Source organism: Allohahella sp. A8 (assembly GCF_047946665.1).
Classification (GTDB): domain Bacteria; phylum Pseudomonadota; class Gammaproteobacteria; order Pseudomonadales; family Oleiphilaceae; genus Allohahella.
Window position 1 is genome coordinate 3078555 of record NZ_CP172312.1, and the last position, 23836, is coordinate 3102390.

General features: G+C 56.5%; 14 protein-coding genes and 1 riboswitch. Of the genes, 2 read left to right on the top strand and 12 right to left on the bottom strand.

Annotated features, from left to right (window positions below; all coding sequences use genetic code 11):
• Positions 1 to 19: 19 nt before the first annotated feature.
• The 9 genes from ACH3PB_RS13845 to ACH3PB_RS13885 form a co-directional block, all read right to left on the bottom strand.
• A complete protein-coding gene (locus ACH3PB_RS13845) occupies positions 20 to 1738 on the bottom strand; it encodes a potassium/proton antiporter (RefSeq protein ID WP_416395800.1) in 1719 nt (572 codons plus the stop codon).
• 116 nt (positions 1739 to 1854) lie between these two features.
• Entirely contained in the window at positions 1855 to 3678 is a 1824-nt protein-coding gene (gene atzF / locus ACH3PB_RS13850; protein ID WP_416395802.1) for an allophanate hydrolase, read from the bottom strand.
• Positions 3679 to 7290 carry an urea carboxylase gene (uca, locus tag ACH3PB_RS13855; protein ID WP_416395805.1) on the bottom strand — a complete coding sequence of 1204 codons (3612 nt, stop codon included), beginning with the start codon at positions 7288 to 7290 and terminating at the stop codon, positions 3679 to 3681. It lies immediately after the preceding gene.
• An 82-nt stretch (positions 7291 to 7372) separates the two neighbouring features.
• On the bottom strand, positions 7373 to 8014 hold the full coding sequence (locus ACH3PB_RS13860) for an urea amidolyase associated protein UAAP2 (RefSeq protein ID WP_416395807.1): 642 nt from the start codon (positions 8012 to 8014) through the stop codon (positions 7373 to 7375).
• A gap of 11 nt (positions 8015 to 8025) precedes the next feature.
• Positions 8026 to 8745, bottom strand: coding sequence for an urea amidolyase associated protein UAAP1 (locus ACH3PB_RS13865; protein WP_416395809.1), 720 nt, complete (start codon positions 8743 to 8745; stop codon positions 8026 to 8028).
• Position 8746: 1 nt separating this feature from the next.
• On the bottom strand, positions 8747 to 9556 hold the full coding sequence (locus ACH3PB_RS13870) for an ABC transporter ATP-binding protein (protein ID WP_416395811.1): 810 nt from the start codon (positions 9554 to 9556) through the stop codon (positions 8747 to 8749).
• Positions 9553 to 10374 (bottom strand): ABC transporter permease, encoded by an 822-nt coding sequence (locus tag ACH3PB_RS13875; protein ID WP_416395813.1) that lies wholly within the window; start codon positions 10372 to 10374, stop codon positions 9553 to 9555. Before ACH3PB_RS13875 ends, ACH3PB_RS13870 begins: the two co-directional genes overlap by 4 nt.
• A 49-nt stretch (positions 10375 to 10423) precedes the next feature.
• Positions 10424 to 11464 (bottom strand): putative urea ABC transporter substrate-binding protein, encoded by a 1041-nt coding sequence (locus ACH3PB_RS13880; protein WP_416395815.1) that lies wholly within the window; start codon positions 11462 to 11464, stop codon positions 10424 to 10426.
• A 72-nt stretch (positions 11465 to 11536) separates the two neighbouring features.
• Positions 11537 to 11640, bottom strand: a riboswitch (guanidine-I (ykkC/yxkD leader).
• Between the two features lie 227 nt (positions 11641 to 11867).
• Positions 11868 to 13541: a ricin-type beta-trefoil lectin domain protein gene (locus ACH3PB_RS13885; RefSeq protein WP_416395817.1), complete on the bottom strand. Its 1674-nt coding sequence runs from the start codon at positions 13539 to 13541 to the stop codon at positions 11868 to 11870.
• 389 nt (positions 13542 to 13930) lie between these two features.
• Between ACH3PB_RS13885 and ACH3PB_RS13890 the strand changes: the two genes are divergently transcribed.
• Positions 13931 to 14731: a lipin/Ned1/Smp2 family protein gene (locus ACH3PB_RS13890; protein WP_416395819.1), complete on the top strand. Its 801-nt coding sequence runs from the start codon at positions 13931 to 13933 to the stop codon at positions 14729 to 14731.
• Between the two features lie 169 nt (positions 14732 to 14900).
• Here the strand turns inward: ACH3PB_RS13890 and ACH3PB_RS13895 are convergent, their stop codons facing one another.
• Positions 14901 to 15422, bottom strand: coding sequence for a discoidin domain-containing protein (locus tag ACH3PB_RS13895; RefSeq protein ID WP_416395821.1), 522 nt, complete (start codon positions 15420 to 15422; stop codon positions 14901 to 14903).
• Between the two features lie 132 nt (positions 15423 to 15554).
• On the opposite strand from ACH3PB_RS13895, the gene ACH3PB_RS13900 reads away from it, so the two are divergent.
• Positions 15555 to 16190 carry a metallophosphatase domain-containing protein gene (locus tag ACH3PB_RS13900; protein WP_416395823.1) on the top strand — a complete coding sequence of 212 codons (636 nt, stop codon included), beginning with the start codon at positions 15555 to 15557 and terminating at the stop codon, positions 16188 to 16190.
• 13 nt (positions 16191 to 16203) lie between these two features.
• On the opposite strand, the gene corA is transcribed toward ACH3PB_RS13900, so the two are convergent.
• Both corA and pulA read right to left on the bottom strand, forming a co-directional pair.
• On the bottom strand, positions 16204 to 17271 hold the full coding sequence (corA, locus tag ACH3PB_RS13905; protein WP_416395825.1) for a magnesium/cobalt transporter CorA: 1068 nt from the start codon (positions 17269 to 17271) through the stop codon (positions 16204 to 16206).
• A gap of 207 nt (positions 17272 to 17478) precedes the next feature.
• The gene (pulA, locus tag ACH3PB_RS13910) at positions 17479 to 23784 is read right to left on the bottom strand and encodes a pullulanase-type alpha-1,6-glucosidase (RefSeq protein WP_416395827.1); all 6306 of its coding nucleotides are present in this window, start codon (positions 23782 to 23784) and stop codon (positions 17479 to 17481) included.
• Between the last annotated feature and the right edge of the window lie 52 nt (positions 23785 to 23836).

Consider the following 23836-nt stretch of genomic DNA (forward strand, 5'->3'; position numbering starts at 1 on the left):
CTCATCGAAGCCGGGGGCGTCAGTCGTCCCGGCTGAGCTTCAGACCGACCTTGGTGACAAGGTCGCCTTCTACGGCTCGCACCGTCAGCAGAATGCTGCCGAGATCGAGCCGATCACCTACCACTGGGTGGCCACGTTTTTCCTCCGCAAAACAATCGGACAGGCTCATGTGAGGCTGGAACTGGTCGACCTTGAAGCCGTAAACCATTTGAACATCACCGAGCGTAGCCTGTCCTTCGAGCAGAAACTCACCGAAGAAGCGGCGATCCGACAGTCGCTCTGGCGGTTCAGATCCACCGAGGACTTTGGTGACAGCGCTGACCTGCTCATGCGTGGAGAACACGGCTAACACATCACCCTCCTGAACCTCGTCGCCAGCCTCACAGCTGTGGACCAGGCCTTTGCGGAACAGACCGGCAAGTAGGGTTTGCTCCGGCAGGTGGAGCTTCGACACCGGCACAGGTCTGGTCCAGCGCTTGCCCTTCAGGGGGATAAGCAGGAGCTCGTGATCGCCAGTTTCAACCCGGTTCAGTGGTATGCGCAACTTGGACTCTGGTGGCTTCGGTACCTCGAGTTTCAACTTTCGCGCCAAAGGCGCGAGGGTCGAGCCCTGCAGGATGAGACTGACCATCACCACGACGAACGCGACTTCGAAGATGATATTCGCGCCCGGCAGACCTGCCATGAACGGAAACAGGGCCAGCACGATCGGCACCGCCCCCCTCAGGCCAACCCAGCCTATAAAGATGTGCTCACGCCTGGAAAATCCGAAGGGCAGCAGAGAAATGAACGTAGCGAGGGGGCGAGCAAGGAGGATAAGGACCAGTGATAGCACCAGGGCCAGTGGCGCGCTCTCGAGTAGCTGCGAAGGTGTGACCAGCAGGCCCAGCAAAAGGAAAAGAATCAGCTGCGCCAACCAGGCAAGGCCGTCGTGAATCTGCAGAATCGAAGGCATCATTCGCACCTTTCGGCTCGCAATCACGATGCCCATGAGGTAAACCGCCAGAAAACCGCTGCCGTTGATCAGGTTGGTCGCACTGAATAGCGTGATGCCACTGGTGACGACGAGCAGCGGATACATCGCCGGCACGAGGTTCACCATGTTCAAAAGCCGAGCCATGATCAGGCCACCACCGAGTCCCGCTAGCGTGCCCAGACCGAATTGTTGGACCAACATCAGTAGCGCAGTCCAGATGGTACTGTCGCCATCCTCCTGAATAAAGCCTATCAGTAGTAGCGTCAGAAATATCGCCATTGGATCGTTGCTGCCTGACTCTATCTCGAGCGTGGCTTCGACACGTTCGTTGATGGTGAGCCCTCTGCCCTGCAAGAGGGAGAACACTGCGGCTGCGTCAGTCGAGGAGATGATCGCGCCAATAAGCAGACCAAACAGTATCGGCAGATCGAAGAGCCATACCGCTGCCAAACCGCAAACTGTCGCAGTAATAACAACGCCAAGTGTGGCCAGCAGCAAAGCAGGTTTCAGACCGACACGAAATGATTCAACGCGGGTCCTCATGCCACCATCGAGGAGAATGATGGCAAGCGCCAGGTTGCCGACAATAAACGCAGTGTCGACATCGCTGAAGTAGATCTGCCCGGGGCCCTCTTCGCCTGCCAGCATTCCCACGCCCAGGAACAGCAGGAGTACCGGCATACCGATGCGGGATGACAACGGTGTAACCAGAATGCTGACCATCACGAGGGCAGCACCCACCAGTAACCAACCCATGTCCATGCGCGTTGCTAACCTTCTGAATCAGTGAAGTTCCGGGATGGCATCCCGCTTTTGCTCCATCTTACATAAGGTAGCTGCCTGCGACACTCACGCCACACAGTGAAGACAAGATTTTTTTATCCAGTTCGGCTGGTCAGATAGGCCCGCCATCCGCCGAGAGCGGTAATATCTTCAGCATCCTCGATCGCATACGGCTCACAGATGAAGCTGCAGAGCCAACGGCCATCCTCTAGTTCGACCTTGCCAATACCAAGTGGTGCAGGGATATTGGCGACAAAGCTGCCGAATGCCTCGGTGGGTACCGACCAGACTTCCACTTCGATTCTGGCGCCTGAATTCGTATCCCGGATCAACCCCGGACGAAATGGCGGGCCACCGGCGAGGGCGTACATCCGGTAAGCTGCTGCAGTGGTTGTGCTCTCCACCAGCCTACCCCCGCGCTCCGTTAGCTGCCAATTGAGTGGCAGGCCCTGGAGATGAGCGCCGCAGACGACAAGCTCGATGGCCCGGGTATCGCAAACTGGGGCGGATGCCACCGGGCTATCCGCGAGTTTACTGTTGCTGTCACCCATGCCGAGCGGCAGACCCAGCGCCTGTTGGATACGGTTAGCAATCGACAGCAACGCACGATCGCTATCGCGTTGACCCGCAAGCGTGATACCGAACGGCAGGCTCTGATTCGTGAACGCTGTCGGCACAGCCACAGCAGCAAGATCGAGCAGGTTCATGAAATTGGTGTAGTACCCAAGCTCGCTGTTGCAGCTGATAGGTTCCGCGAGCATTTCTTCTATCGTGTGGAGTTTGCCAGCCGTTGGCATCAGCAGACAGTCGATGTCAGCCAGCGCAGCATCACAACGCTGCTTCAGAGCCTTCAATCGATACTGCGCAGCGAACAGATCGAGCGCGCTGTTTCGCCCCCCTGGTTCGATGATCTGCCGAATTACAGGCAATACCGCCTCCGGTTGCGTCTCAAGTAGAGACTGGATAGCCAGGTAGCGCTCACTCACCCACGGCCCTTCGTACAGCAGGCGCGCGGCTTCATCAAATGAGGAATAGTCGATTTCGACGAAGTTGAAACCATGGCTGGCCAACTGTGAGAGCGTGGACTCATAGGCCGCCTGATAAGCCCTGTCCCCAAAGAAACGTAGCTGTGCGGCAGGAATGACCCCAACTCTCAGGGGCCCCTTGCGAAGCCCGTACTGGCGAGACTGGTTGTAGTAAGGATTCAGCCGGCTGTAGCCGTCCTGCGGATCGAATCCCTCCGCCCACGAGAGCACCGTATTGGCATCATCAGTGGTCAGCGCGAAGATACTGATACAATCGAGACTGCGGCAGGCCGGCACGAGGCCGCTAGCGGACAGCAAACCCCTCGATGGCTTGAGGCCGACCAGATTGTTGAAACAGGCAGGCACCCTGCCCGAGCCGGCGGTATCGGTTCCCAGGCTGAAACTGGAGAGACCTAAGGCGACAGCCACGGCAGAACCAGAGCTCGATCCGCCACTGATGAAGTTCTTGTCGAAGGCATTCTTGCAGGCACCATAGGGTGAGCGAGTACCATTCAGGCCGGTTGCGAACTGGTCCAGGTTGGTCTTGCCCACAGGAATGGCACCGGCATCGAGGAGCTGCCTGACCACCTGTGCCGATCTGTCAGGTACATATTCGAACGCCTCACAACCAGCCGTCGTAGGGATACCAGCCAGATCGATATTGTCCTTGATCGCAAACGGCACGCCCCAGAGCGGATGGTCCTCAAAGGATTTCGCTTTCAGTTCATCGATATATGGCTGCTGCTCGTCCGCGCTCAGCAAATGTATCCATATGTTGTGATCGGCGTAACTGGCAGCACGCTTCCTAATGTTCGCCATGAGTGTCTGCGGCGTCAACCCACCACTCTGATAGGCCTTGTGCAGGGCCTGGATGGTCATATTCTGGGGCAGCATTCAGCTCAGCTCCTCGGTGATGGGTTCCAGTACAACCAGGGCCTGCCCGGCTTCCACCCGGCTTTTCGCTTGCAGCAGGAGATGACTGACCGTGCCGTTGCATGGCGCCTGAACGGCGATCTCCATTTTCATCGATTCGAGTACCACCAATGTGTCGCCAGCTTTGACCCGGTCGCCGACCTTTACGGCAAGCTGCCAGATGCTGCCCGACACCGAGCTGTCGACCGCGATACTGGTTTCGGGCCAACTGACCTCATTGAGATCCTGCTGAACCTCTGGCGGCGTGTAGTCGAACTGACCGTCGGCATGCCACTGCGCAAGTTCCCGTTCGAAGGCGGCTTGGCGCCCTGTGCGGAACTCGTCTATTTCCGAAGCATGGTCTGCGGTGAACGCTTCATAATCAGACAGACTGAACTCGCCCTCTTCGATCCGCAGCGGGTAACGACCCTGTGGGAAATCGCGGCGTATCTGCTGCAGTTCTTCGTGGCTGACTTCGTAGAAGTGAATCCGGTCGAAGAACTGCAGCAACCATGGACTCTGGAACTCTTTCGTCTTGCGATAGCGGTTCCACATCTGCAGGGTGCGCCCGACGAACTGGTAGCCGCCCGGCCCTTCCATGCCATACACGCACATGTAGGCACCACCGATGCCGACTGAGTTTTCGGCGGTCCAGGTGCGTGCGGGATTATATTTTGTGGTGACAAGTCGATGCCTTGGATCGACGGGGGTCGCCACTGGCGCGCCTAGATAAACGTCCCCGAGCCCCATGACCAGATAGGCCGCTTCGAAAACAATCGCTTTGACATCACCAATGCTTTCAAGCCCGTTGATGCGGCGAATGAATTCCAGATTGCTCGGACACCAGGGCGCGTTCTCCCTCACCGATTGCGTGTACTTCTCGATCGCCAGCTGACAGGCCTCATCGTTCCACGACAGCGGAATATGCACGGTGCGGGAAGGCACCGAGAGTTTGTCGAGCCGCTTGTACAGGGCAGCTTCGGCGGCTTTCAGATGGGCGACCAAGGTTGCGTGACTGAGGGTCTGACTGTCGAAGTGCACCTGCAGTGAGCGGATACCCGGCGTGAGTTCACGCAGGCCGTCGAGCGGATTTGCCTCCAGCCACTGCATCAGTGCGTGTGCACGGAAGCGCAGACGGATATCCAGGGTCTGCTCACCGTACTCGACCAGCAGGAAGTGATCGCCCGCCGCGCGATAGACAATTTTTTCACCGAACTCACCAGCATCGAGCGCCTCGAGCACAGGCGTCGAGGGCTCCGTGGCCGACCACTGCGCTGTAACTGGCGAGAGCGTCGCCAGCTGCTGGATCTGGGCTGCTTCCAGCTCGACGGCTGTCTCGAGCGAAACGGGCACGAAGCGAATAGTATTGCCGGCGCGCAGCTGCCCCAGCTTCCAGAGGTCAGCCGTGATGACCGTGGCCGGACAGACGAAGCCACCGAGCGAGGGCCCATCGGGACCGAGAATAACAGGCATGTCACCCGTAAAGTCCACTGTGCCGAAGGCATAGGCGTTGTCGTGAATATTGGAGGGGTGCAGGCCAGCTTCGCCGCCGTCCTTTCTCGCCCATTCGGGCTTCGGCCCGATGAGGCGGACCCCTGTGCGGCTGGAGTTATAGTGCACCTCCCAGTCAGTCTCGAAGAATCTGACGATATCGAGGTCGGTAAAGAAATCCGGCGCGCCGTGGGGGCCATAAATCACCCTGAGCTCGATATGCTCGGCAAGCTCAGGTACAAGCGCTGGTACAGGCTCGACTGACTGGGGCTCATCAGAGACCTGATGCAGCTTGAGCACGTCACCCACACGAAGCGCGCGGCCATTGTGTCCGCCGAACTGCCCCAGAGTGAAGGTCGAGCGTGAGCCCAGATAGTCGGGGCAGTCGATACCGCCCGCGACGGCCAGATAGGCTCTTGCCCCCCCACCCTGCACACGACCGAGCGCCAGCGTCTGTCCGGCTTTAATCAGCAGTGGCGTATTCATGGCCACCGCCTTGTCATCCAACCTGGCCTCGATCGATGCGCCGGTAATCGCAATCTGCGTCTCGCTGGCAAAGCGCAAGGTCGGGCCTTGCATGGTGATTTCCAGACCGGCCGCCTCAGCAGTATTGCCCAGCAGACGATTGCCCAGGCGGAAAGCGTAGCTGTCGAACGGGCCAGAGGGTGGCACGCCCACAGACCAGTAGCCGCTTCGCCCTGGATAATCCTGAATGCTGGTCTGGGTCCCGCCCTGCAACACATCGATCCGCGCGGGCTGATAGCTGAATTCGTTGAGGTAGCGGGTAAACATGCTGCCTTGCTGCAGGACCTTGTCAGCGCTGAGCTGGCGCAGATAGTCGAGGTTGGTTTCACTGCCGTAGAGACGGGTGCCCTCGAGCGCCGTCTGTAGCTTGGTCAAAGCCGCCGAGCGATCGTCTGCATGAACGATGATCTTGGCCAGAATGGGATCGAAGTAGGTCGGTATCTCGATCCCCGACTCGACCCAGGTATCGATTCGCAGGCCCTCGGCCTGAGGGAATGCCACCTCTGACAGCAGACCCGCACAGGGCTGGAAATCACGATAAGGATCTTCTGCATAGACCCTCACCTGAATCGCATGTCCCTTGGCCTTCAACTTCCCCCGTAGCTCCCGAAGGTCCAGCAGATCACCAGCGGCCTGCCTCACCATCCACGCCACCAGATCTACGCCAAATACCTCTTCAGTGACACCGTGCTCGACCTGCAAACGGGTGTTGACCTCGAGGAAGTAGAACTGGTCGGTCTCGACGTCGAAAATGAATTCGACCGTGCCTGCATTGCGGTAGTCGATACTGGCTAGCAGCTGCTCGGCGGTCTGATGTATTTGCTGTCGAACAGCCTCGCTCAGCCCTGGCGCAGGACATTCCTCAACGACTTTCTGGTTCCGACGCTGCGCCGAACAGTCGCGCTCGCCGAGCGCCACCACGCCGCCCTTGCCGTCGCCAAAGCCTTGCACTTCTATGTGCCGCGCGCGTGCAATGAACTTCTCCAGGAATACGCTGTCGTCGGCGAAGTTGCTGGCGCCGAGGCGCTTGACCTTTTCGTAGGCGCCTCGGAGCTCCTGCTCGCTGCTGCACAGCTGCATGCCGATACCACCGCCCCCGGCGCTGCTCTTGAGCATCACGGGATAGCCTATTCTTGCTGCTTCAGCGCAGGCCGACTCCAGGTCGGCAAGCAGCTCCGAGCCTGGCAAAAGTGGCACATTCGCCGCCTGCGCCAGTTCACGCGCCTTGTGCTTCAGGCCGAAGGTCTGCATCTGCGCTGGTGTCGGCCCGATGAAGGCGATACCGGCAGCTTCGCACTGCTGCACGAACTCGGCGTTTTCACTCAGAAAGCCATAGCCCGGGTGGATAGCCTCAACGCCATGCTCAAGCGCAAGCTGAATGATCTTCTTAGCGTCTAGATAGGTCCTGGAGGCATCGCCATCGCCGAGTGAATAGGCTTCATCGGCATTACGAACGTGCAGGCTCTCGGCATCACAGTCGGCATAGACGGCAACAGAGGTGATGCCCATCTGCTTCAGCGTACGGAGTATGCGTGTGGCTATGGCACCACGGTTGGCGATCAGAACTTTGCTGAACATCAGTCAATCCTCAAGCGGGTCGTCCCGCACATGAAAGAGACGCGCCTGGCGGTCGTCCGCCAGCGCCTGCTGTGTCCAGTGCTTAGTGGTCCCACACCAGGAGTTCGACTGGCGTCGGGTTATAGCCGTTGCAGGGGTTGTTCAACTGAGGACAATTGGAGATGAGCACGATCAAGTCCATCATGGCTTTCATCTCGACATATTTGCCCGGGGCCGAAAGCCCGTCTTCAAAGCTCAGGCCACCGGCTTCAGTCACTGGCACGTTCATGAAGAAATTGATGTTGTGGGTGATATCGCGCTTCGTGATGCCATACTCGGGATGCTCACCAATAGCCAGCATCCAGCTGTCACGACAGGCGTGCATACAGCGCTTTTCAAGGCTGTAGCGCACTGTATTGCTCTCGGACGCGCAGGCGCCGCCGATGGTGTCGTGGCGCCCACAGGTATCGGCTGTGATCTCCAGCATTGTGTTGCCCAGGTTGGAGCGCAGCCCACTGCCGGTCGTGAGATAGACCTTGCCCTGCTCGCGAATCGTATCGGTGGCACTGTAGCGCTCGGCAGGCTGCTCGGCGTTATAGAACAGCGTATCGGCGGCCTGATTGCCTTCCAGATCCAGTATGCGCATGGTCTGGCCGGCGCTGACCCGACCTATGAAATAATCACCGGCATCGATCGTAGTGCGAGAGCTGGCGTCGCCCGGCTCAAGTGTACTCGTCGTCAACATTCAGCTTCTCCTCACGCAGATCCAAGGTGGTACAGGGCATTGTTGGCAAAGCCTCGCTGATTCTCCGGTCTGAAGTTCCGGCAGTAATCATCGTCGGTGACTGGCGATGCCACACTGATTGTCAGATCGACCGGCTTTGCAGGATAAGTCGGTGCCTCGTGCAGTGGGTGCGGACAGGTATGCAGGATCACCAGCGTATCCATTTCGAAGCGCAGGGTGACGGTGCTGCCAGCTACGCTATGATCCGGCTGGTAGCGAAGCTGGCCCTCATCGTCGGCAGCCACCTTGCTGAACAGATTGAGGTTCGCTGCCATATCGGCTGGACCAAGGCCGTATTTGGTCAGTTCCACAACGAAGGCGTCGTAGCCGTTCTGATGCATTTCATTGCGATCTTTCTGATAGTCACGCCTGCCCCATTTCGCGGCGACTTGCGCGGCGGTACTGTTGCCGCAGACCGTTTCGTGCCAGCCAAGACTGTCTTCGATAATGGAGGCGAAGATGCGGCCCATGTCCGAGTAGAGGCAGTGGCCGCGGGTGAGCTTGAAGGTGTGCTGGCACTTCAGGGTGTCTGGGGCGTTGTAACGCTCCAGCAGGTTTTCGGGGTTGAACATCAGAACGCCGACATTTGCGCCGCCCTGAGTGTCGATCAGCGTCAGCTGCGTGCCCCGACGCAGGCGCAGCGACCAGTGGCCACCGGCCGGGATACTGGTGCTGTAGGGACTGGATAGCATTTCAGACCTCCTGTTCTTTCTGAAGTTGTTCCGCCTGCAGCACTGGTGCGAAGGCCGGGCGGATTTCCTCGTCTATTTCGTGATAGATCTTCGGGTCGACCTGGCCGACTGGTAGGTCGTAAGTGATGCTGGCCCCATAGGCGTCCGGCGCATGCGGATCGTGCCGCAGCCGGTCGAACACCCACAGTCGCGTGCCAAGGAAGAAGCCCTCCTTCAGGTCATGGGTGACCATGAATACCGTCAGCTTGTACTCGCGCCACAGCGATAGCACCAGCTGATGCATCTCGCCACGGATGCCGGGGTCGAGTGCACCAAAAGGCTCGTCCAGCAGCAGAATGCGCGGTCGACCGAGTAAGGCCTGGGCGATAGCCAGACGCTGTTGCATGCCCCCAGAAAGCTGATGCGGATAACGCTCAAGCGTATGGCCAAGACCCACCTGCTCGAGTATTGCCATGGCCTCCTGTCGGGCGGCCTTCCCTGCTTTGCCGAACAGCCATCCAGTGGCGCCCTTGCGTTGAAAGGCTTTGGCTGCCATGACATTTTCCAGCACGGTCATGTGTGGGAACACAGAGTATTTCTGAAACACTACGCCGCGATCAGGCCCAGGCTCCTGCCGCACGGGCTGACCATCGATCAGCAACTCGCCTTTCGAGGGCGCCTCCGTACCCAGTAACAGTTTCAGAAAGGTGCTTTTGCCACAGCCGGAGGCACCCACCATGGTGATGAAATCACCTTCCTGCACCTTGATATTGAGCCGCTCTAGCACGACGTTATCGCCGTAGCTAAGCCAGAGATTGCGTGCTTCGATCATGACTGCCCTCCCTGTACATGCCATGGGAACAGCCGTCGACTGGACCAGGCAAGTAAAGCGTCGAACATGAAGGCGAGCAGCGTGATCCAGGCGGTATAAGGCAGGATCACATCCATCGACATGTAGCGGCGTACCAGAAAGATGCGATAACCGAGCCCGTCAGTTGCTGCAATCGCTTCAGCCGCAATCAGGAACAGCCAACCCGCACCAAGCGAAAGCCGTACGGCGTCGATCAGGCGTGGCATCAGCTGAGGCAGCAGCACACGCATGAGAATCTGCGAGGTGTTGGCGCCAAGGGTTTGAGCTTTGACAATCTGCTCTGCTGGAATCTCCAGCGTTCTGCGCTGTAGATCCCTGGCGATGAACGGTGTGATGCCAATGGCGATCAGCATGACTTTCGATAGTTCACCCAGTCCAAAAGCGATGAACAGGATTGGCAGCAGAGCCAGGGGCGGGATCAGCGAGACGACGGTCAAAAGCGGTGAGAATGTCGATGAGACCAGAGGCAAGGCGCCGGTAAACAAGCCAAGTATCAAGCCAAGCGACGCAGCGATGAGCACACCCAGGCCAAGTCGCGTGAGACTGCTCGCGGTATCCGTCCAAAGCATGTATTCGCCGGTGCGCTTGCTTGGCTCCAGTGCCATACGTTCGATCGCACTGCCCATTTGTTCGAGCCCCGGCAGGAGCTTGTCATTCGGATTCAGTTCAAGGCGCGCATCTGACCCAGCCATGTATGCGATGATCAGCAACATAAAGGGCAAGAGTCCGAGCATGAGCTTGAACGGCGCTGACGGTCGAAGATTAATCAGTCTTTTCATTCAGGAAGTCCTGGGGCGCGAGGCACCCCTCCGGTTTGAGAAGAACGTGTCAGAGCTTGCCGTCGGAAGCCATCTGCATATAGGTGGAATCAAAGCGCAGCTTGATGTTGCCCTTATCACCGTAGACGCCCGCGGGCGTTTCGATGCCGATCACCCCAGCATCAGGGGCACCTTCACCAAGCAAGCCGTGGTCGAAGGAAAACTCAGCTACGTTCTGCATGGTCTGCAACAGCTTCTGGCTGTTCGTCAGCTCCAGTGCATCAGCAGGCTCATAAAACATTTCGGTGCTGTCGAGCTGCGAAGTGAAACCGGCTAGATCGGTACCTGCTGCACGCGCCATCTTTGTGCGTGCCTGCTCGGCCATCTTGTCGCTACCCTTCATGCTCGCCATGATTTCGTACCAGGCGCCAGTGAGAGCCTTACCGAGCCTCGGGTTCGCTTTCAATGTTTCTGTATTGATGACGAGCAGGTCGATGATTTCGCCAGGAATCTGTGAGGAATCAAAGACGAGATTGCTCTCTGGCATGGCCATGATTTCGCTGAGCAGCGGCTTCCATGTCGTCACCGCAGTCACGTCATCGGTCGTAAAGACAGAGACCATGTCAGCATCCGATGTATTCACCACCTGAATATCACGCTCGGAGAGGCCGACGCTTTCGAGCCCACGTGCCAGCAGGTAATGCGAGACGCTCAGCTCGACGAGATTGACGCGCTGGCCCTTGATGTCCTTCAGAGCTTTTTTTCCCTTGAGCACCACGCCATCGTTGCCGTTGGAAAAGTCACCCACCACCAGCGCCGTGCTATCCACCCCGCCAGCCGCAGGAATGGTCAGCGCATCCATGTTGGTCATGGTGCAGGCATCGAAGCCACCGGTGGTGTACTGATTGATCGATTCGATGTAGTCGTTGATCTGCACAACTTCGATATTGATGTCGTACTTATCGGCCCACTTCTTGACGATGCCCTGCTCGGCACCATAGGCCCAGGGCATCCAGCCGACGTAGATCGACCAGCAGATCTTGAAGTCTTCCTTTGCCAGGGCATTGGTGGACAGTGCGAGAGACAGGAACAGGGGAATGAGTCGCTTCATTGCAGTTACCTTTCTTTGTGGAACACGGAGTCTTCATTGAAGACGGAGTACCTTTGGCAAAACGCCAATTCAGTCTCCCGGGCTTTTGTCCCGCCGTGTAACCTTCCACCGAAAGGTCGAGTGCTCTCGGACCAGTCGCTGTTGCAGTAACAGCCGGAACCCTAGCGCTCTATTTGTATTCAGATCCGTTTTACCAAGGGTACGGATATCGTGAGGAATGCAGGCTTTGTACCAGAATTGCAGACCATTGGAATATAAGGCGTTTTTTAGTGCAGGTTAATCAGTAGTGCGAGCGGCGGGTTGAAACAGCACCTAAACGGTGCGCTTCGCATTCGACCGCGCACCACCGGGGCGCATTTCTGCAGAGCCGCCCCGGCTCTGCAGTCGATCTTGGATATCGGTTTCAGTCCCAGCTCCATCGCTGAGATTTCCCACCATGAAATGGCCAGATATGGGCCCGCATGCCATCGCCCCAGAATGGGTCCTTAATATCCAGCGCCATATTTGGTGCATTGGATATCCGCCAGGAGTTGCTGGAGCCTCGCAGCCAGACCTGATTCGGTCCGCCGTGACAGTCCCACAAATGAACTCGCGCGCCCTTCTCAGTGCCAGCGCCACTGACGTCCAGACACTTGTTCGTGTTCATCTTGTTGCGAACGAGGCCTGCTTCATCCTGCCACCAAAGCTGGCTATCCGCGCCGTGGCATGACCACTGATGGACCTCTGTCCCGTTGGCAGTTTTGCGGCCGGCGAGATCAAGACATTTCCCCTTATCGTTGCGCAATTTGCGCCAGACTACAGCATCATCCGGATCCGGCCTTTCAATAGTGGGATAATCTCCCGTTCGCCACTGTCCTTCTACTGCGCGATCACTGTAATTGACCCAGACAGACTCCAGTTGCAAGGCCCGCTTCGCGCCTTTCAACATCTCGTTAGCATAACCATTCTTTGGGGTCTGAAATTCATAATTCGCGCCTAGCTCATTCTGGCACTGTGTTTCACCATCGCTCCACGGACCAGCCTGCTGGGTAATCATCCAGTCACCAGTGTTTATGTCCTGACACGCGAAGCGGCGCTCTACACCACAGTTGGCATCATTGAAGCGGCCATTCGCCCAATGCTCAGCACAGTGTTCGTTGTCTTCCCAGTTATTCGGTTCCCCCGGCGACCAGCTCCAGATCGAAGCCTCCATTCTGGCATCACCAATCGAGAGTTGATCCAGTCCGATGACACCTAGACCGCAGCGCTGCGCCTCCGCCATCAACTCAGGCGTGATGGGCTGTGAGGGATTTCCGAACCAGCTCGAAAGATTGGTGAGATCTTCATATATCCGCACCTGATTACTCAGCACGAAACCCTGGCTGTATCTGGCCGTACTACAGGCCGGGAACGCTTGGAACGTGTCATTATCGGTTGGCCAGTTGCCCTGATAAGCGAATTTGGACCAGTTGGTGGTTGCGCAATTTCCACCGATGACCAGCACCTGCTTGCCCGCATTGAGCACATCGGCTTTGCTGATATTCATTGGGAGACTGCTGCAGGCGGTTGGCTTGTAAATCAGCGAGCCGAGTTGGCGTTCCATCTGCGAGATGATCTCGTCGTAGTGCCCATCGCTATGCTCTTCAATGTACACGATGAGCACCTCCTGATTGTTCGCTGGCTGCTTCAACCAGGTCGCCACCTCCTTGATGCCGTCTTCGAAACGACGATCGAAAGGACTGCATCCAGTGTGATTGCTTTGTCCGTGACAGAGCAACAGCGCCTTACCCGATGTGGTGGTTGTCCAATGCACATCCAGCTCTAGCGCTCTGACCCCCATATCCAGCTGATCCACTAGGCTATGAATGTGATTGGGATCATGGTAGCTGCCCAGGTTCTGGTAGGCCTGCGAGTTGTAGCTGTTGTGGGTATAGGGAAAGCTGATCTTGCCGAAAGGTTCTCCCATATCGATGAAGTACTGGTGGCGGAGCGCCTGATAGGCCCAGCCCTGACGATACTGATCCAGCGACTCCGCTCCGGCTAACGGGGTAGCCATAACGGCTGTTAATGCGATTATTTTTGAGATGTCCTTGTTCACGTGATTGTCCTATTTGCCTGTTATAGTTTTTTTGTAGTCTTCCTCACTGCCCGAACAGGCTAGCAGATTAAGACTTCTGGCAAGCAACCCAGATGGGTGACTCATTATTTACTGTGAACCAGCACACACTTTTGGAGCATCGACCTACGTAGACTCACGGCTCCAACAAGAAAAATTAATAGGATATATTCATGAAACTAAAGGGATTATGCATCATTTCAACGTTCGCTGGATGCACACTAGGCCTCTCCGCTACAACTCTAGCCGCAGAGACCTTCTGCTCCGATTACGAGGCAGTACAATCGGCGCCGACTCTCAACAAACCTGCACAGCGTAACTTCAGAAATTGGGGTAATCGCTACCTTTCCTGGGCGCATCGACCATTCCATATGGTCCATGATCAGATCGTTCAGGAAGGCAAAGCCGCTACTATCGTCGGTAAGTTCGACTACAGCAGCGTTTTGCACAAGGACCTCGAAAACGAAGACGTTCATGTGTATCTCTATGGCACTGGCAGTCAGCGTTGGGAATACCTTGGGGAACACCGAACCAACGGCGACGGCAAAATCTCGGTTCAGGTTCAGAAGCCGCAAGGTGATTACGTTGTGCGAATGGTTGTCGAAGGCGACCATTCAGAAGCACTTGGTTATCTCACTGTGGTGGGAGACGGTCGGAAGGCTGTATTGTTTGACATCGACGGCACCCTGACTCTGAGTGATTTCGAGGGGGTCGGCGACTATCTCGGCATCGACAACGCAGACATGCACAATTATGCAGATGAAGTCGTATGGGAGTACGTGTCGAAAGGCTATCAGATCGTCTATCTGACAGGCCGAGGCTATTGGCAGGCGAAGACGACTCGAGACTGGTTCAACAGGAACGGCCTGTTCGGCTGGCACCTGAGAACCGATGCCAATCAGGACAACCCGATAAAGCCCAACACCCAACAGTACAAGACCGACTACATCAACTACCTGAAAAATGAAGTCGGACTGGACATCATTCGCGCCTATGGCAACGCCGATACAGACGTCCGCGCCTACGCGGCAGCCGGCATTCCGGCTTCGGAAACCTATATCATAGGTGAGCATGCTGGCATGGATGGCACGAACGCCGTGGACGGCGATTACGCGCTGCATTATGTAGAAGTTGCCCAGCCGTCACCAGAGGCTGGCTGCACCTGGCGCTGAAACACCAGTACCAGCGTAGACTCACGCCGGCAATGGCGTGAGTCTTATACTCATTTGAGCCAGATCACCCGAAGAGCCTTGTTTGTTTAATGCGGAGGCGGAATTTGGAGAAAGGTATTGGGGGGGGGAGTAACTCGCCCCTGTTCAGGAGCGAGTGCATCAGCAAGTCTTACTGAACAGCTTCTACTTCGTACACTTGATAGAGGCCGATATTTTCAGTAGCCGTCACACGAACCCTTGCGTAGCGGATAGTTTGAGTACTACCAAATGTGCACCTGAAAGTGCCGCCGCTCAGCTGCAATGATGAACATGGCACATCACCACCCGTCAGGTCGGCAGTTCTGCTCCAGCTTTGTGCATCGGCAGAAACTTCGATGACCAGGTTCGGTTGTGTAGTCGAGAAGCCAGTGTTATTAGTATAGACATTCAGCTGGTTGATACTTTGCAGTGAACCGAGGTCAACGGTCACAGCGTCGTCGGTGATATTGCCAGACCAGAACATGTCCGGCTGCGTATTGCCATCGATGACTACAGCTGCGCTATCGTTGTCGTAGGTGGCCGTTGCAACTGGTCCTGTTGCCACAGCTTCCGTGGTCTTCGTGCCAATGGTGCCGTCGCCGGAAGAACCGCCCGAACCGCCGCCGCATGCAGTGAGAGAAAGTGTTGCTAGTACAATTGGAATCAGTCTCATTTTTAAAGCACCTGGTCGAAAAGTGAGCGCAAGATACCAGCGAGCCTTTTTGGTCACAATACAGTCAGCTGAGATATGACATTGTTTTGCAATTCGTCGCGGGGCAGCACTTCAGGCATATAGAGAACACTTATGAAAATCGTGTGCGTATCCGATACACATAGCCGCCATGAACTTGTTGCAGTACCTGATGGTGATGTTCTTATTCACGCCGGGGATTGCACTGGACGTGGCAGCGGAGAGGATCTGGTGGCGCTCGACCGGTGGTTTTCTCGGCAGCCCCACCGGCACAAGATTCTGATCGCTGGTAATCACGACAGATTGTTCGAATCCGAACCTGCACGCGCACGCGAATTGATCACGGCAGCTACTTATCTTGAAGACTCCGGTACGGTAATTGACGGCCTAAACTTTTGGGGCAGTCCGTGGACGCCGACCTTCTTCGACTGGCACTTCATGCGTGAGCGCGGCGCGCCCATGGCAGAAGTGTGGGAGTGCATTCCGGCGAGTACCGATGTGCTGATAACTCATGGCCCGCCTATGGGTGTACTCGATGAGGTGCCGCGAGGGCCGAATGAGGTCGAGCATACCGGTTGTGCCGATCTGATGGCTGCCGTTCTGCGGGTGCGTCCAAAGATCCACATTTTCGGCCACATCCACGAAGGCTACGGGACGAACGAGATAGATGGCACGCTGTTTATCAATGCCAGCTCCCTTGATGAGCGCTATCGACCAGTTAACCCGCCCATCGTGTTCGAGATCAGCTGAATCTCTTCCGCCATCAGAACCATCTCTTCTTGCGGAAATAGATCAGCATGCCGCCCATCATGCCGACGATCGCTATCCACACAAACAGATAACCATACGGTGAGGCGAGTTCCGGCATATTCAGCGAACTCGCGCCTGGGTCGAAGTTCATCCCGTACACGCCGACAAGAAAGGTCGGTGGTATGAATAGCACCGAAATTACAGTCAGTACGCGCATGACCTCGTTCAGGCGGTGAGTCGCGTTGGACAGGTAGATATCGAGCATGCCACTGGCGATTTCATGATAGGTTTCCAACAGCTCAGTGATGTTCACACAATGGTCATAACAGTCCCGAAGGTAGATCCGGGTGTCATCGGCCAACAGCTCCAGATTATCATCGCGCTGGAGCTGACTGACGATATCACGCTGCGGCCAAAGCCGTCTTCGTAACAGCAGTAATTGCCGCATCAGGAAGTAGATTTCCTGGACAATGGCTTTTTCCGGCTTCTCGAGCAGCTTGTCTTCCAGTACCTGAATATCTTCCGCCAGTGTTTCGACGACCGGAAAAGCATGGTCGACGATGGTGTCAATCAGGGTATACGCCAGATAGTCTCCACCCCTCTGCCTGTGCTTGCTCGTCGGCTTGCGTATCCGCTCCCTCACCAACAGGAAAGGATCCAACTCACCAGTACAGAACGACACGACAGTGTGATCGGAAAGAAACAGGCAAACCTGCTCCGTCACGATCTGCTTGTTCTCGAATCTGGGAAGGCTGAGGATGACAAACGCATGCACCTCATTGACTTCCAGCTTGGCTCGATGGCCTGTGTTCAGAATGTCTTCGAGATAGAGCTCGTGAATGTCGAAAGCCTGCGAAAGCGTGCGCAATGTCGCGCTATCGGGAGCGCCCTGAACATGAATCCAGGTGATATCGGAATCCTTGATGAAGCTGTAGCAGGCGGCCGGCTCGATCTCTGGACGCTCGGTCAGACTAGCTGGGGTATAACTCATCATGTGCAGGCTATAGTGCCCATTCTTGACATCGGCCAGGGTACCGGGCTTGGTACCCGGCTCACTATAAGCAGTAGGAAACAGTTTCATGGGACACCGAGGCAGCTATGACGGCGTGTAGCTTCCGAGCAAAGCGTCTACATGTCAACGGCCGCCTGGCAGCACCAATCCCTGATGCAGCGCGACCATACGCAAGCCGCGCCTTTCACATCCTGCGCCAGGGTGTTTCACTACCTGGTTTACCGCGCTTTTCGATGATCGATACGGTAACTACTCACAGAGAGGCTGAACCTGTAGTTACGGATAACTACAGGCCTGAGCCCAGCCTTCGGCAACTGAATAGCAGCCACCTTTCTTCCTGAAAAGATCCGGCGTCTGATTCCCGGTTCCCGAAGGCCCTGCATCATTGAAGATGATACTGCTTTCCTTGACGCCGTCCGCCATTTGGACCCTGAACCAGCCATCACCCAGGCTAGTCATCGGCACACCTGGCCAATCGGGACTGGGTGAGGCTGCACCGAACCAGTAGAAGTTTACCTGGTCACTCCAGTCGTCCGGCTTCTTGAAGTGGAACTGCAGGCCCGGCAGTTCACAGTTATCGCTCCACGCCGCCGAGGCAAAGTCGTAGCAGCCGTCACCTTCCCGATAAAGATCCGCGGTCTGCTCGCCCGCCCCGGCGTTGTTGAAGATGACGTTTGCCGCATCAACACCCGACGGCATGGTATAGCTGTACCAGTTGTTGCCGAGCGATTCCATTGCGACACCAGGCCACTCCACCGACACAGCTGTGGGACTGGTATCGAAGTAGTACACCGATGCGTCAGTCCATTCTGCCGGACTCTTGAAGTACACCGTGAAGCCAGGCTCCAGTATCAGATCTATGCTGCTGTTGCACGGCATGGCCCCAGCATTCTCGGCACCCTCGGGCAACACGAATACAGCATAGGTTCTGCCTGGAATAGTGAAGTCACCTGATGCCGCATCAAAAGTCGACATGCGCACCACATCGTCGCTGCCCGCGACCTGCAGCGGATGCAGGGTGAGTGGCAAGCCTGCCAGGCTGTCTGCACGATATGTAACGGTGTCGTCATCGGCGTTGAACATCACAACCAGCCCCTCATAAGCCGGGTCGAGATCTATTCCCGCACACTCGCCGTCACTGATGGTCATGGCGATCAGACCCGGCGTCTGACTCGTGCCAGTGTTCAGGAAGCCAAGTCGATTGATGACGTCATCTGCATTGTCCAGACGGAACAGGGGGCTCGAGTAGCGCAGCGCCAACTGCTCCTGGAACAGCGTTGCAGCGCGCTGAATATGGACAGGCTGGGGATCGATGTTCGGATTGCTCATGATCTCCCGCATCACCGGCCAGCGCTCGACGTTCTTGTCTTCAGAGGGCAGGCCCACAGCCCAGTTGTTCGACTGGCCAGTGAAGTCGACCTTGTTGAACCAATCGCCGGCATCGAAACTGTCACGATCCATCGATTTGGACCGTAACAGATCCGTGCCCATCTGGTGGAACGGCACGCCCTGAGCCAGGTTCACGAAAGCCTGACTGAGCAGATGCACACGCACACGCGCATCCATCTGCAGGTCGTCCGGCAGCTTCGCCTGGGTGTTATCCCACAGCGTTTCGTTGTCGTGCTTGTCCACGTAAACGATGTTTTCCTGCGGATCAGCCGTGTAACCAACGCCCGAATAATCAAGCCCGGTTGTGACTGTGCCTGTGTTGCTCACGAACGGATAATCAGCCAGATTGCCAGCAAGTCCAATCCTGATTCGATCGGCCTGGTCGCTCAAAGCGCCCGCACCTGGCGTTACACCATTAGGATAGGTCTCGTTTCCATTGGCGAAGCCCTGAGCTCTGCCGCGATCGGTGAAGTTTCCGCCGCGCACGCCGTCCCTCAGGCGGTCATTGAAGGTACCAACGCCGGTGCCAGCCATGTTGAACTGTGTTGCTTGTTCGAAGCGCTGTCCACCTGCAACCTCACCGAAGTCCCAGCCTTCACCGTAGAGGTAGACCTTGTCGCCCTCAACCCCATCCTTGGCTGGCGTGAGCTCTGCCAGTGTGGCCTGGATCTCCTCCATGACAGTTTTCGGATGGTGCCCCATGAGATCGAAACGGAATGCGTCAATCTTGTAGTACTTCGCCCAGGTGGTCACAGCCTGCTTCATCAGGTGCGCCATCATTTCATGTTCGGCAGCTGTATTATCGCAGCAGGTTGAAGTCTCGACAGCGCCTGAGGTCGCGTTAAGTCTGTGATAATAGCCAGGTACCAGCTTGTCCAGCACCGACTGATCGGAAAGGCCCGAGCCATAGGTGTGGTTATAAACCACATCCACGACCAGTTTCAGACCGATCTCGTCCAGCGCCATCGCCATTTCACGCAGCTCGCGAATGCGGGTCTTGCCGTCAGGATCGGTTGCATAGCTGCCTTCCGGTGCGAGGAAATGGTAAGGGTCGTAGCCCCAGTTGAAACCGTCCACACCCGGAAATCCGTCCAGACGTGAATCGTAGTTGATGGCCTGCAGACGCTGGGTCACTGGATCTGTCGCCACCAGATCGGCAAAGACCTCGCCAATTGGCGTGTCACCAAACTCTGCACATCCAGCCTGCACGGATTCAACAGAAACCTTGGTGCAGAGTCGGCTGTAAGGATCATTCAGATCAACGCGATCGGCAGGATTCTCCTTCACTGACGCAATGTCGTTTACTGGAAGCACATGGAAGTGTGTGAGACCTGCAGCCTTGAGGTTCTCCAGATGCTGCATACCCGCAGACTTCGGCTTGCCATTGCGACCGTTGTAAGTAAACGCTAAGTACTTGCCTCTCAATGCTTCAGGCACTGATTCGTCAGTTGCACTGAAGTCACGCACATGGCCTTCGTACAGCGTGATGTCTTTGAAGGCCGGCAGCTGCTTCACGAGACCGTCCCAACCGGCAGGCTTCAGGCTTTCGTCATTGGCGATATCCACCAGCTGACTGTAAAGCGAGTCGGTGCTCAGGCTGAGTGAATAAGGGTCGGTGACCTCATAGGTTTCGACTGCGCCACTCGCTGGCTGATAAACCCTTACTTCAAAACGGTAGAAGAGATCGGTCCAGTCGCTGCTGCCATTGAAGGTATACAGGCCATTGTCGACCCGGTCAGCTTCCAATGTCTGAAGCAGATTTTTATCTGCGTCATACAGCTTCAGCTTCAAGGCTTGCGCGGTAGGTGCCCACACCCGAACCACTGGCAACCCGCCCTCGAAGACCGGACCCAGTTGAGCATCGGTCGTGTAAAGTGCATCAATGACGCCGGGCACCTGCACTCGAGTTGCCTCCAAGAAAGCGCCCGCTTCATCGTAGGCCACCGCTACCAGCTGTGTGCTGAGTAGTGCTTTCGCCTGCTCGTCAGACAGGTCCATGCTAAATACAGGCGCTGCAGCCAAATGCGGGAATTTTGCGAGCGTCGCAGCCGAAAGTGCACCGCCTGAGCTCACATCCACCGCTTGAGTCTCGCCACCTATAGTCTCGGCACCATCCTGCTCTACCACGGTGATAGCGGCGGTTTCTGAACTAAGCAGCCTGACGCTGGCAACTTCTGTCGACGCAGTTCGCCATGCGAGACGGCCAGGCTCGAGCCAGTGCGCCTTTGCACCGACGATTTCAACCGGTCTGAACTCAGGGATATCGCAGCTATCCGTCCATTCATTGCCAGTCTCACCGAAGCAGCCATCACTATCCCGGAACAGATCCGCGGTCTGGTTCCCCTGACCATCGTTGAAGATGAGATTGCTGGCCGTCACGCTGCTTGGGAACTGATACTCATACCAGTCATTACCGAGCGAGATTGCGGGCACACCGGGCCATTCAATCGCTGGCGTCTCACCATTGGCGTTGAACCAGTAGATGTTGACGTCCGTGCCCCAGGTGGCAGGTCGCTTGAAACGAACGCGCAGCCCGGGCGCAGGATAGTCACAGGTGTCGGTCCAGGCCGTCGTGGCAAAGTCGAAACAGCCAGTACCTTCGCGGAAAAGATCAGAGGTTTGGGCGCCAGCACCATCATTAAAGATGATGTTGGAAGCGGTCACACCTGCCGGGAAGACGAACTTGTACCAGTCTTCCCCTATCAGCGTCATCTCGACACCAGGCCAAGTCACCGGCTCAGCAGAGCCTGTCGGATTCCAGTAGTAGATCTGCGCTTTCGCCCAGGCTGCCGGCTTCTGGAAATAGATCGAGAACGAGCCATCACTACCGCCGCCATCGCCACCTCCATCACCGCAGGTATCGGCCCATGCAGCGCTGTCGAAACAGCCATCAGCATCACGGAACAAGTCAGCAGTCTGATTACCGGCGCCATCATTGAAGATAAGATTTGCAGCCGCCGTACCATCGGCAAACTGGAACTCGTAGATACCGTCACCGAGCGCTGTCGCCGGCACACCAGGCCACTCAACCGCAGGTGAAGGATCAGCATTCCAATAGTAAATATTGACCTCATTACCCCAAGCGGCAGGCTTCCGGAAGCGCACCGTCAGACCCGGCTCGAGACCAACTTCGACTGTCGAAGTCTCGGAGATCAGCTTGGCACCCTTTGCCGACTCTGCGACCGCTCGAAACGTGAGCATCGCGCCTTCTTCCAGATCGTCAGCCGAGTACACCGCGCGGTATCTCAGCAAAGACTCACCGTCCACACCAACTCGATCTGGCACCGCATCAGTGGCGACAGTCTCGAACTCACCCGCAGCATTCTGCAGCTGAAGCTTCACGGCCGTCATCGGCAGCACTGGCGCCTGGGCCCATTCAGCAATGACTGGAATCTCGAACCGGCCGCTAACCTTCCGGCTCTCATCCAGATTGATCGTGATCATTTCAGGTGCGGCTGCGCTCACCTCAGTCTTGGCTCGGTAGATCGCTACGGACAGGGCAGGCATTTCAACGACTATTTCACCCGCAGCATCTGCCTCCAGCCTTTTACTGGTGTCTGAACCGAAGACGCGATCATAGCGGTCACTCGTGCCCGCCAGAGACAGTTCCTTCGGCTCTGTCGACGTATTCATCACCACAAGGTATTCGTTAGGATCCTCCTGCCATACTCTCGAAAAGGCGAAGATACCTGGCTCGCTCGAAGCGCTTCGGACAAACATCTGGCCGTAACGCAAAGGCTTGTGACGATCCAGAATCTTTGCATAGGCGCGCAGCGTCCGATACATCGGGTGCTTGGTGGAAAAATTATTGTCGGCTGTCGTACTGTCGGTTCCAATCAGGTCGTCATCGTTGTAGCTCGCGACCTGCGAGGCAAACATGTCCTGTCTCGCATCCCCGTCACCGCCTGCACCGGTGAAACCCTGTTCGTCACCGTAGTACACCACTGGTACGCCGCGACCGAAGTAGTTCAGGGCATAAGCCATCTGCAAGCGCGCGAGATGCTGGGCATCGCTTTCGTCTGGAAATGCCCGCTGGATATCTCCGCCTATTCGACCTACGTCATGGTTGCCAGTAAAGGTCATGAGACTGCTGGCATCACTATCCGCATCAGCGTACCAGTCATCTTCTCTGAAGAGTTCAGCCAGACGCTCCGTACCGGCAGTTCCGGCAAATACGTCCTTGCTCGCGAAGTAGGCCCCAAAATCCAGCGCACTCTGCAGCTTGCCAGTGGTGGTATACCGCGATACCACCCGCGGACTGCCATCAAAGACTTCGCCGAACATGAAGAAGTCATCAATACCTTTGGAGGCGGCATAGGCCTTGATTTCTGGCGCCCACTGCTGCCAGAAACTCAGATCCACGTGCTTGACCGTATCCAGGCGGAAACCATCAATACCGAACTCCCTGATCCAGAACTTGAAGATTTCACCCATACCACTGACCACACGCGAGTCAGCCGTGTTGAGATCGTCGAGGCCATAGAAGTCGCCCAGAATGCTGGACTCGCCTGCAAAAGTACTGTCTCCGCGATTGTTGTAAACAGAAGGATCATTCAGCCAGTCAGGCGTCTTTGCATCCTCCAGGCCCGCAGGGACGAAGGGCGTATAGGCTGGATTACTTGTGTCGGTGTATGGACAGGTCGTCAGGCCCTCGAGCAGTTTCCCGTCAGGGTTGTGGCACTCATCGTAGGCGATAACATCGGCGGTATGATTAATAACGATGTCGAAGAACACCTTCATGCCTTTGCGATGGGCATGCTTGATGAACGCAGCCAGCTCCTTATTGGTGCCGAGATGCGGATCAACCGTCGTGTAATCGAGCGTCCAGTAGCCGTGATAGCCCGCGCTGCCTGGTTGGGTAGGGCGATTCTTGAAAATAGGCGTCATCCAGATCGACGTGACGCCCATGTTCTTGAGATAGTCGAGCTTGTTGTACAGACCTCTCAGGTCACCACCGTGGAAGTAGTTTGCATCAGTCGGATCCAAGCCGCTGACTTCTTTATCAGCTGCCAGGCCGCCGGTGTCGTTGGCTGGATCGCCGTTACTGAAGCGATCAGGGATAACGAAATAGAAGATCTCATCCTGTATTGGCCGCTCCTTGCAAGCAGTCAGTACTGAAAGTGCGAGAAATACGAGCGCAGCAGCTTTGAGTTTAGCGGCGTGCCATTGGAGGATATGGAGAAGGATTCCCATGAGCATGATCCTGACATTGTTGTTTTAATCAGGATCTCCCACGGAGGAAAGA

Bases quoted from the DNA above. Each gene is read 5' to 3' on its own strand.
- ACH3PB_RS13845 (WP_416395800.1), bottom strand. From the start codon at position 1,738: ATGGACATGGGTTGGTTACTGGTGGGTGCTGCCCTCGTGATGGTCAGC.
- atzF (WP_416395802.1), bottom strand. From the start codon at position 3,678: ATGCTGCCCCAGAATATGACCATCCAGGCCCTGCACAAGGCCTATCAG.
- uca (WP_416395805.1), bottom strand. From the start codon at position 7,290: ATGTTCAGCAAAGTTCTGATCGCCAACCGTGGTGCCATAGCCACACGC.
- ACH3PB_RS13860 (WP_416395807.1), bottom strand. From the start codon at position 8,014: ATGTTGACGACGAGTACACTTGAGCCGGGCGACGCCAGCTCTCGCACT.
- ACH3PB_RS13865 (WP_416395809.1), bottom strand. From the start codon at position 8,745: ATGCTATCCAGTCCCTACAGCACCAGTATCCCGGCCGGTGGCCACTGG.
- ACH3PB_RS13870 (WP_416395811.1), bottom strand. From the start codon at position 9,556: ATGATCGAAGCACGCAATCTCTGGCTTAGCTACGGCGATAACGTCGTG.
- ACH3PB_RS13875 (WP_416395813.1), bottom strand. From the start codon at position 10,374: ATGAAAAGACTGATTAATCTTCGACCGTCAGCGCCGTTCAAGCTCATG.
- ACH3PB_RS13880 (WP_416395815.1), bottom strand. From the start codon at position 11,464: ATGAAGCGACTCATTCCCCTGTTCCTGTCTCTCGCACTGTCCACCAAT.
- ACH3PB_RS13890 (WP_416395819.1), top strand. From the start codon at position 13,931: ATGGTCCATGATCAGATCGTTCAGGAAGGCAAAGCCGCTACTATCGTC.
- ACH3PB_RS13895 (WP_416395821.1), bottom strand. From the start codon at position 15,422: ATGAGACTGATTCCAATTGTACTAGCAACACTTTCTCTCACTGCATGC.
- ACH3PB_RS13900 (WP_416395823.1), top strand. From the start codon at position 15,555: ATGAAAATCGTGTGCGTATCCGATACACATAGCCGCCATGAACTTGTT.
- corA (WP_416395825.1), bottom strand. From the start codon at position 17,271: ATGAAACTGTTTCCTACTGCTTATAGTGAGCCGGGTACCAAGCCCGGT.
- pulA (WP_416395827.1), bottom strand. From the start codon at position 23,784: ATGGGAATCCTTCTCCATATCCTCCAATGGCACGCCGCTAAACTCAAA.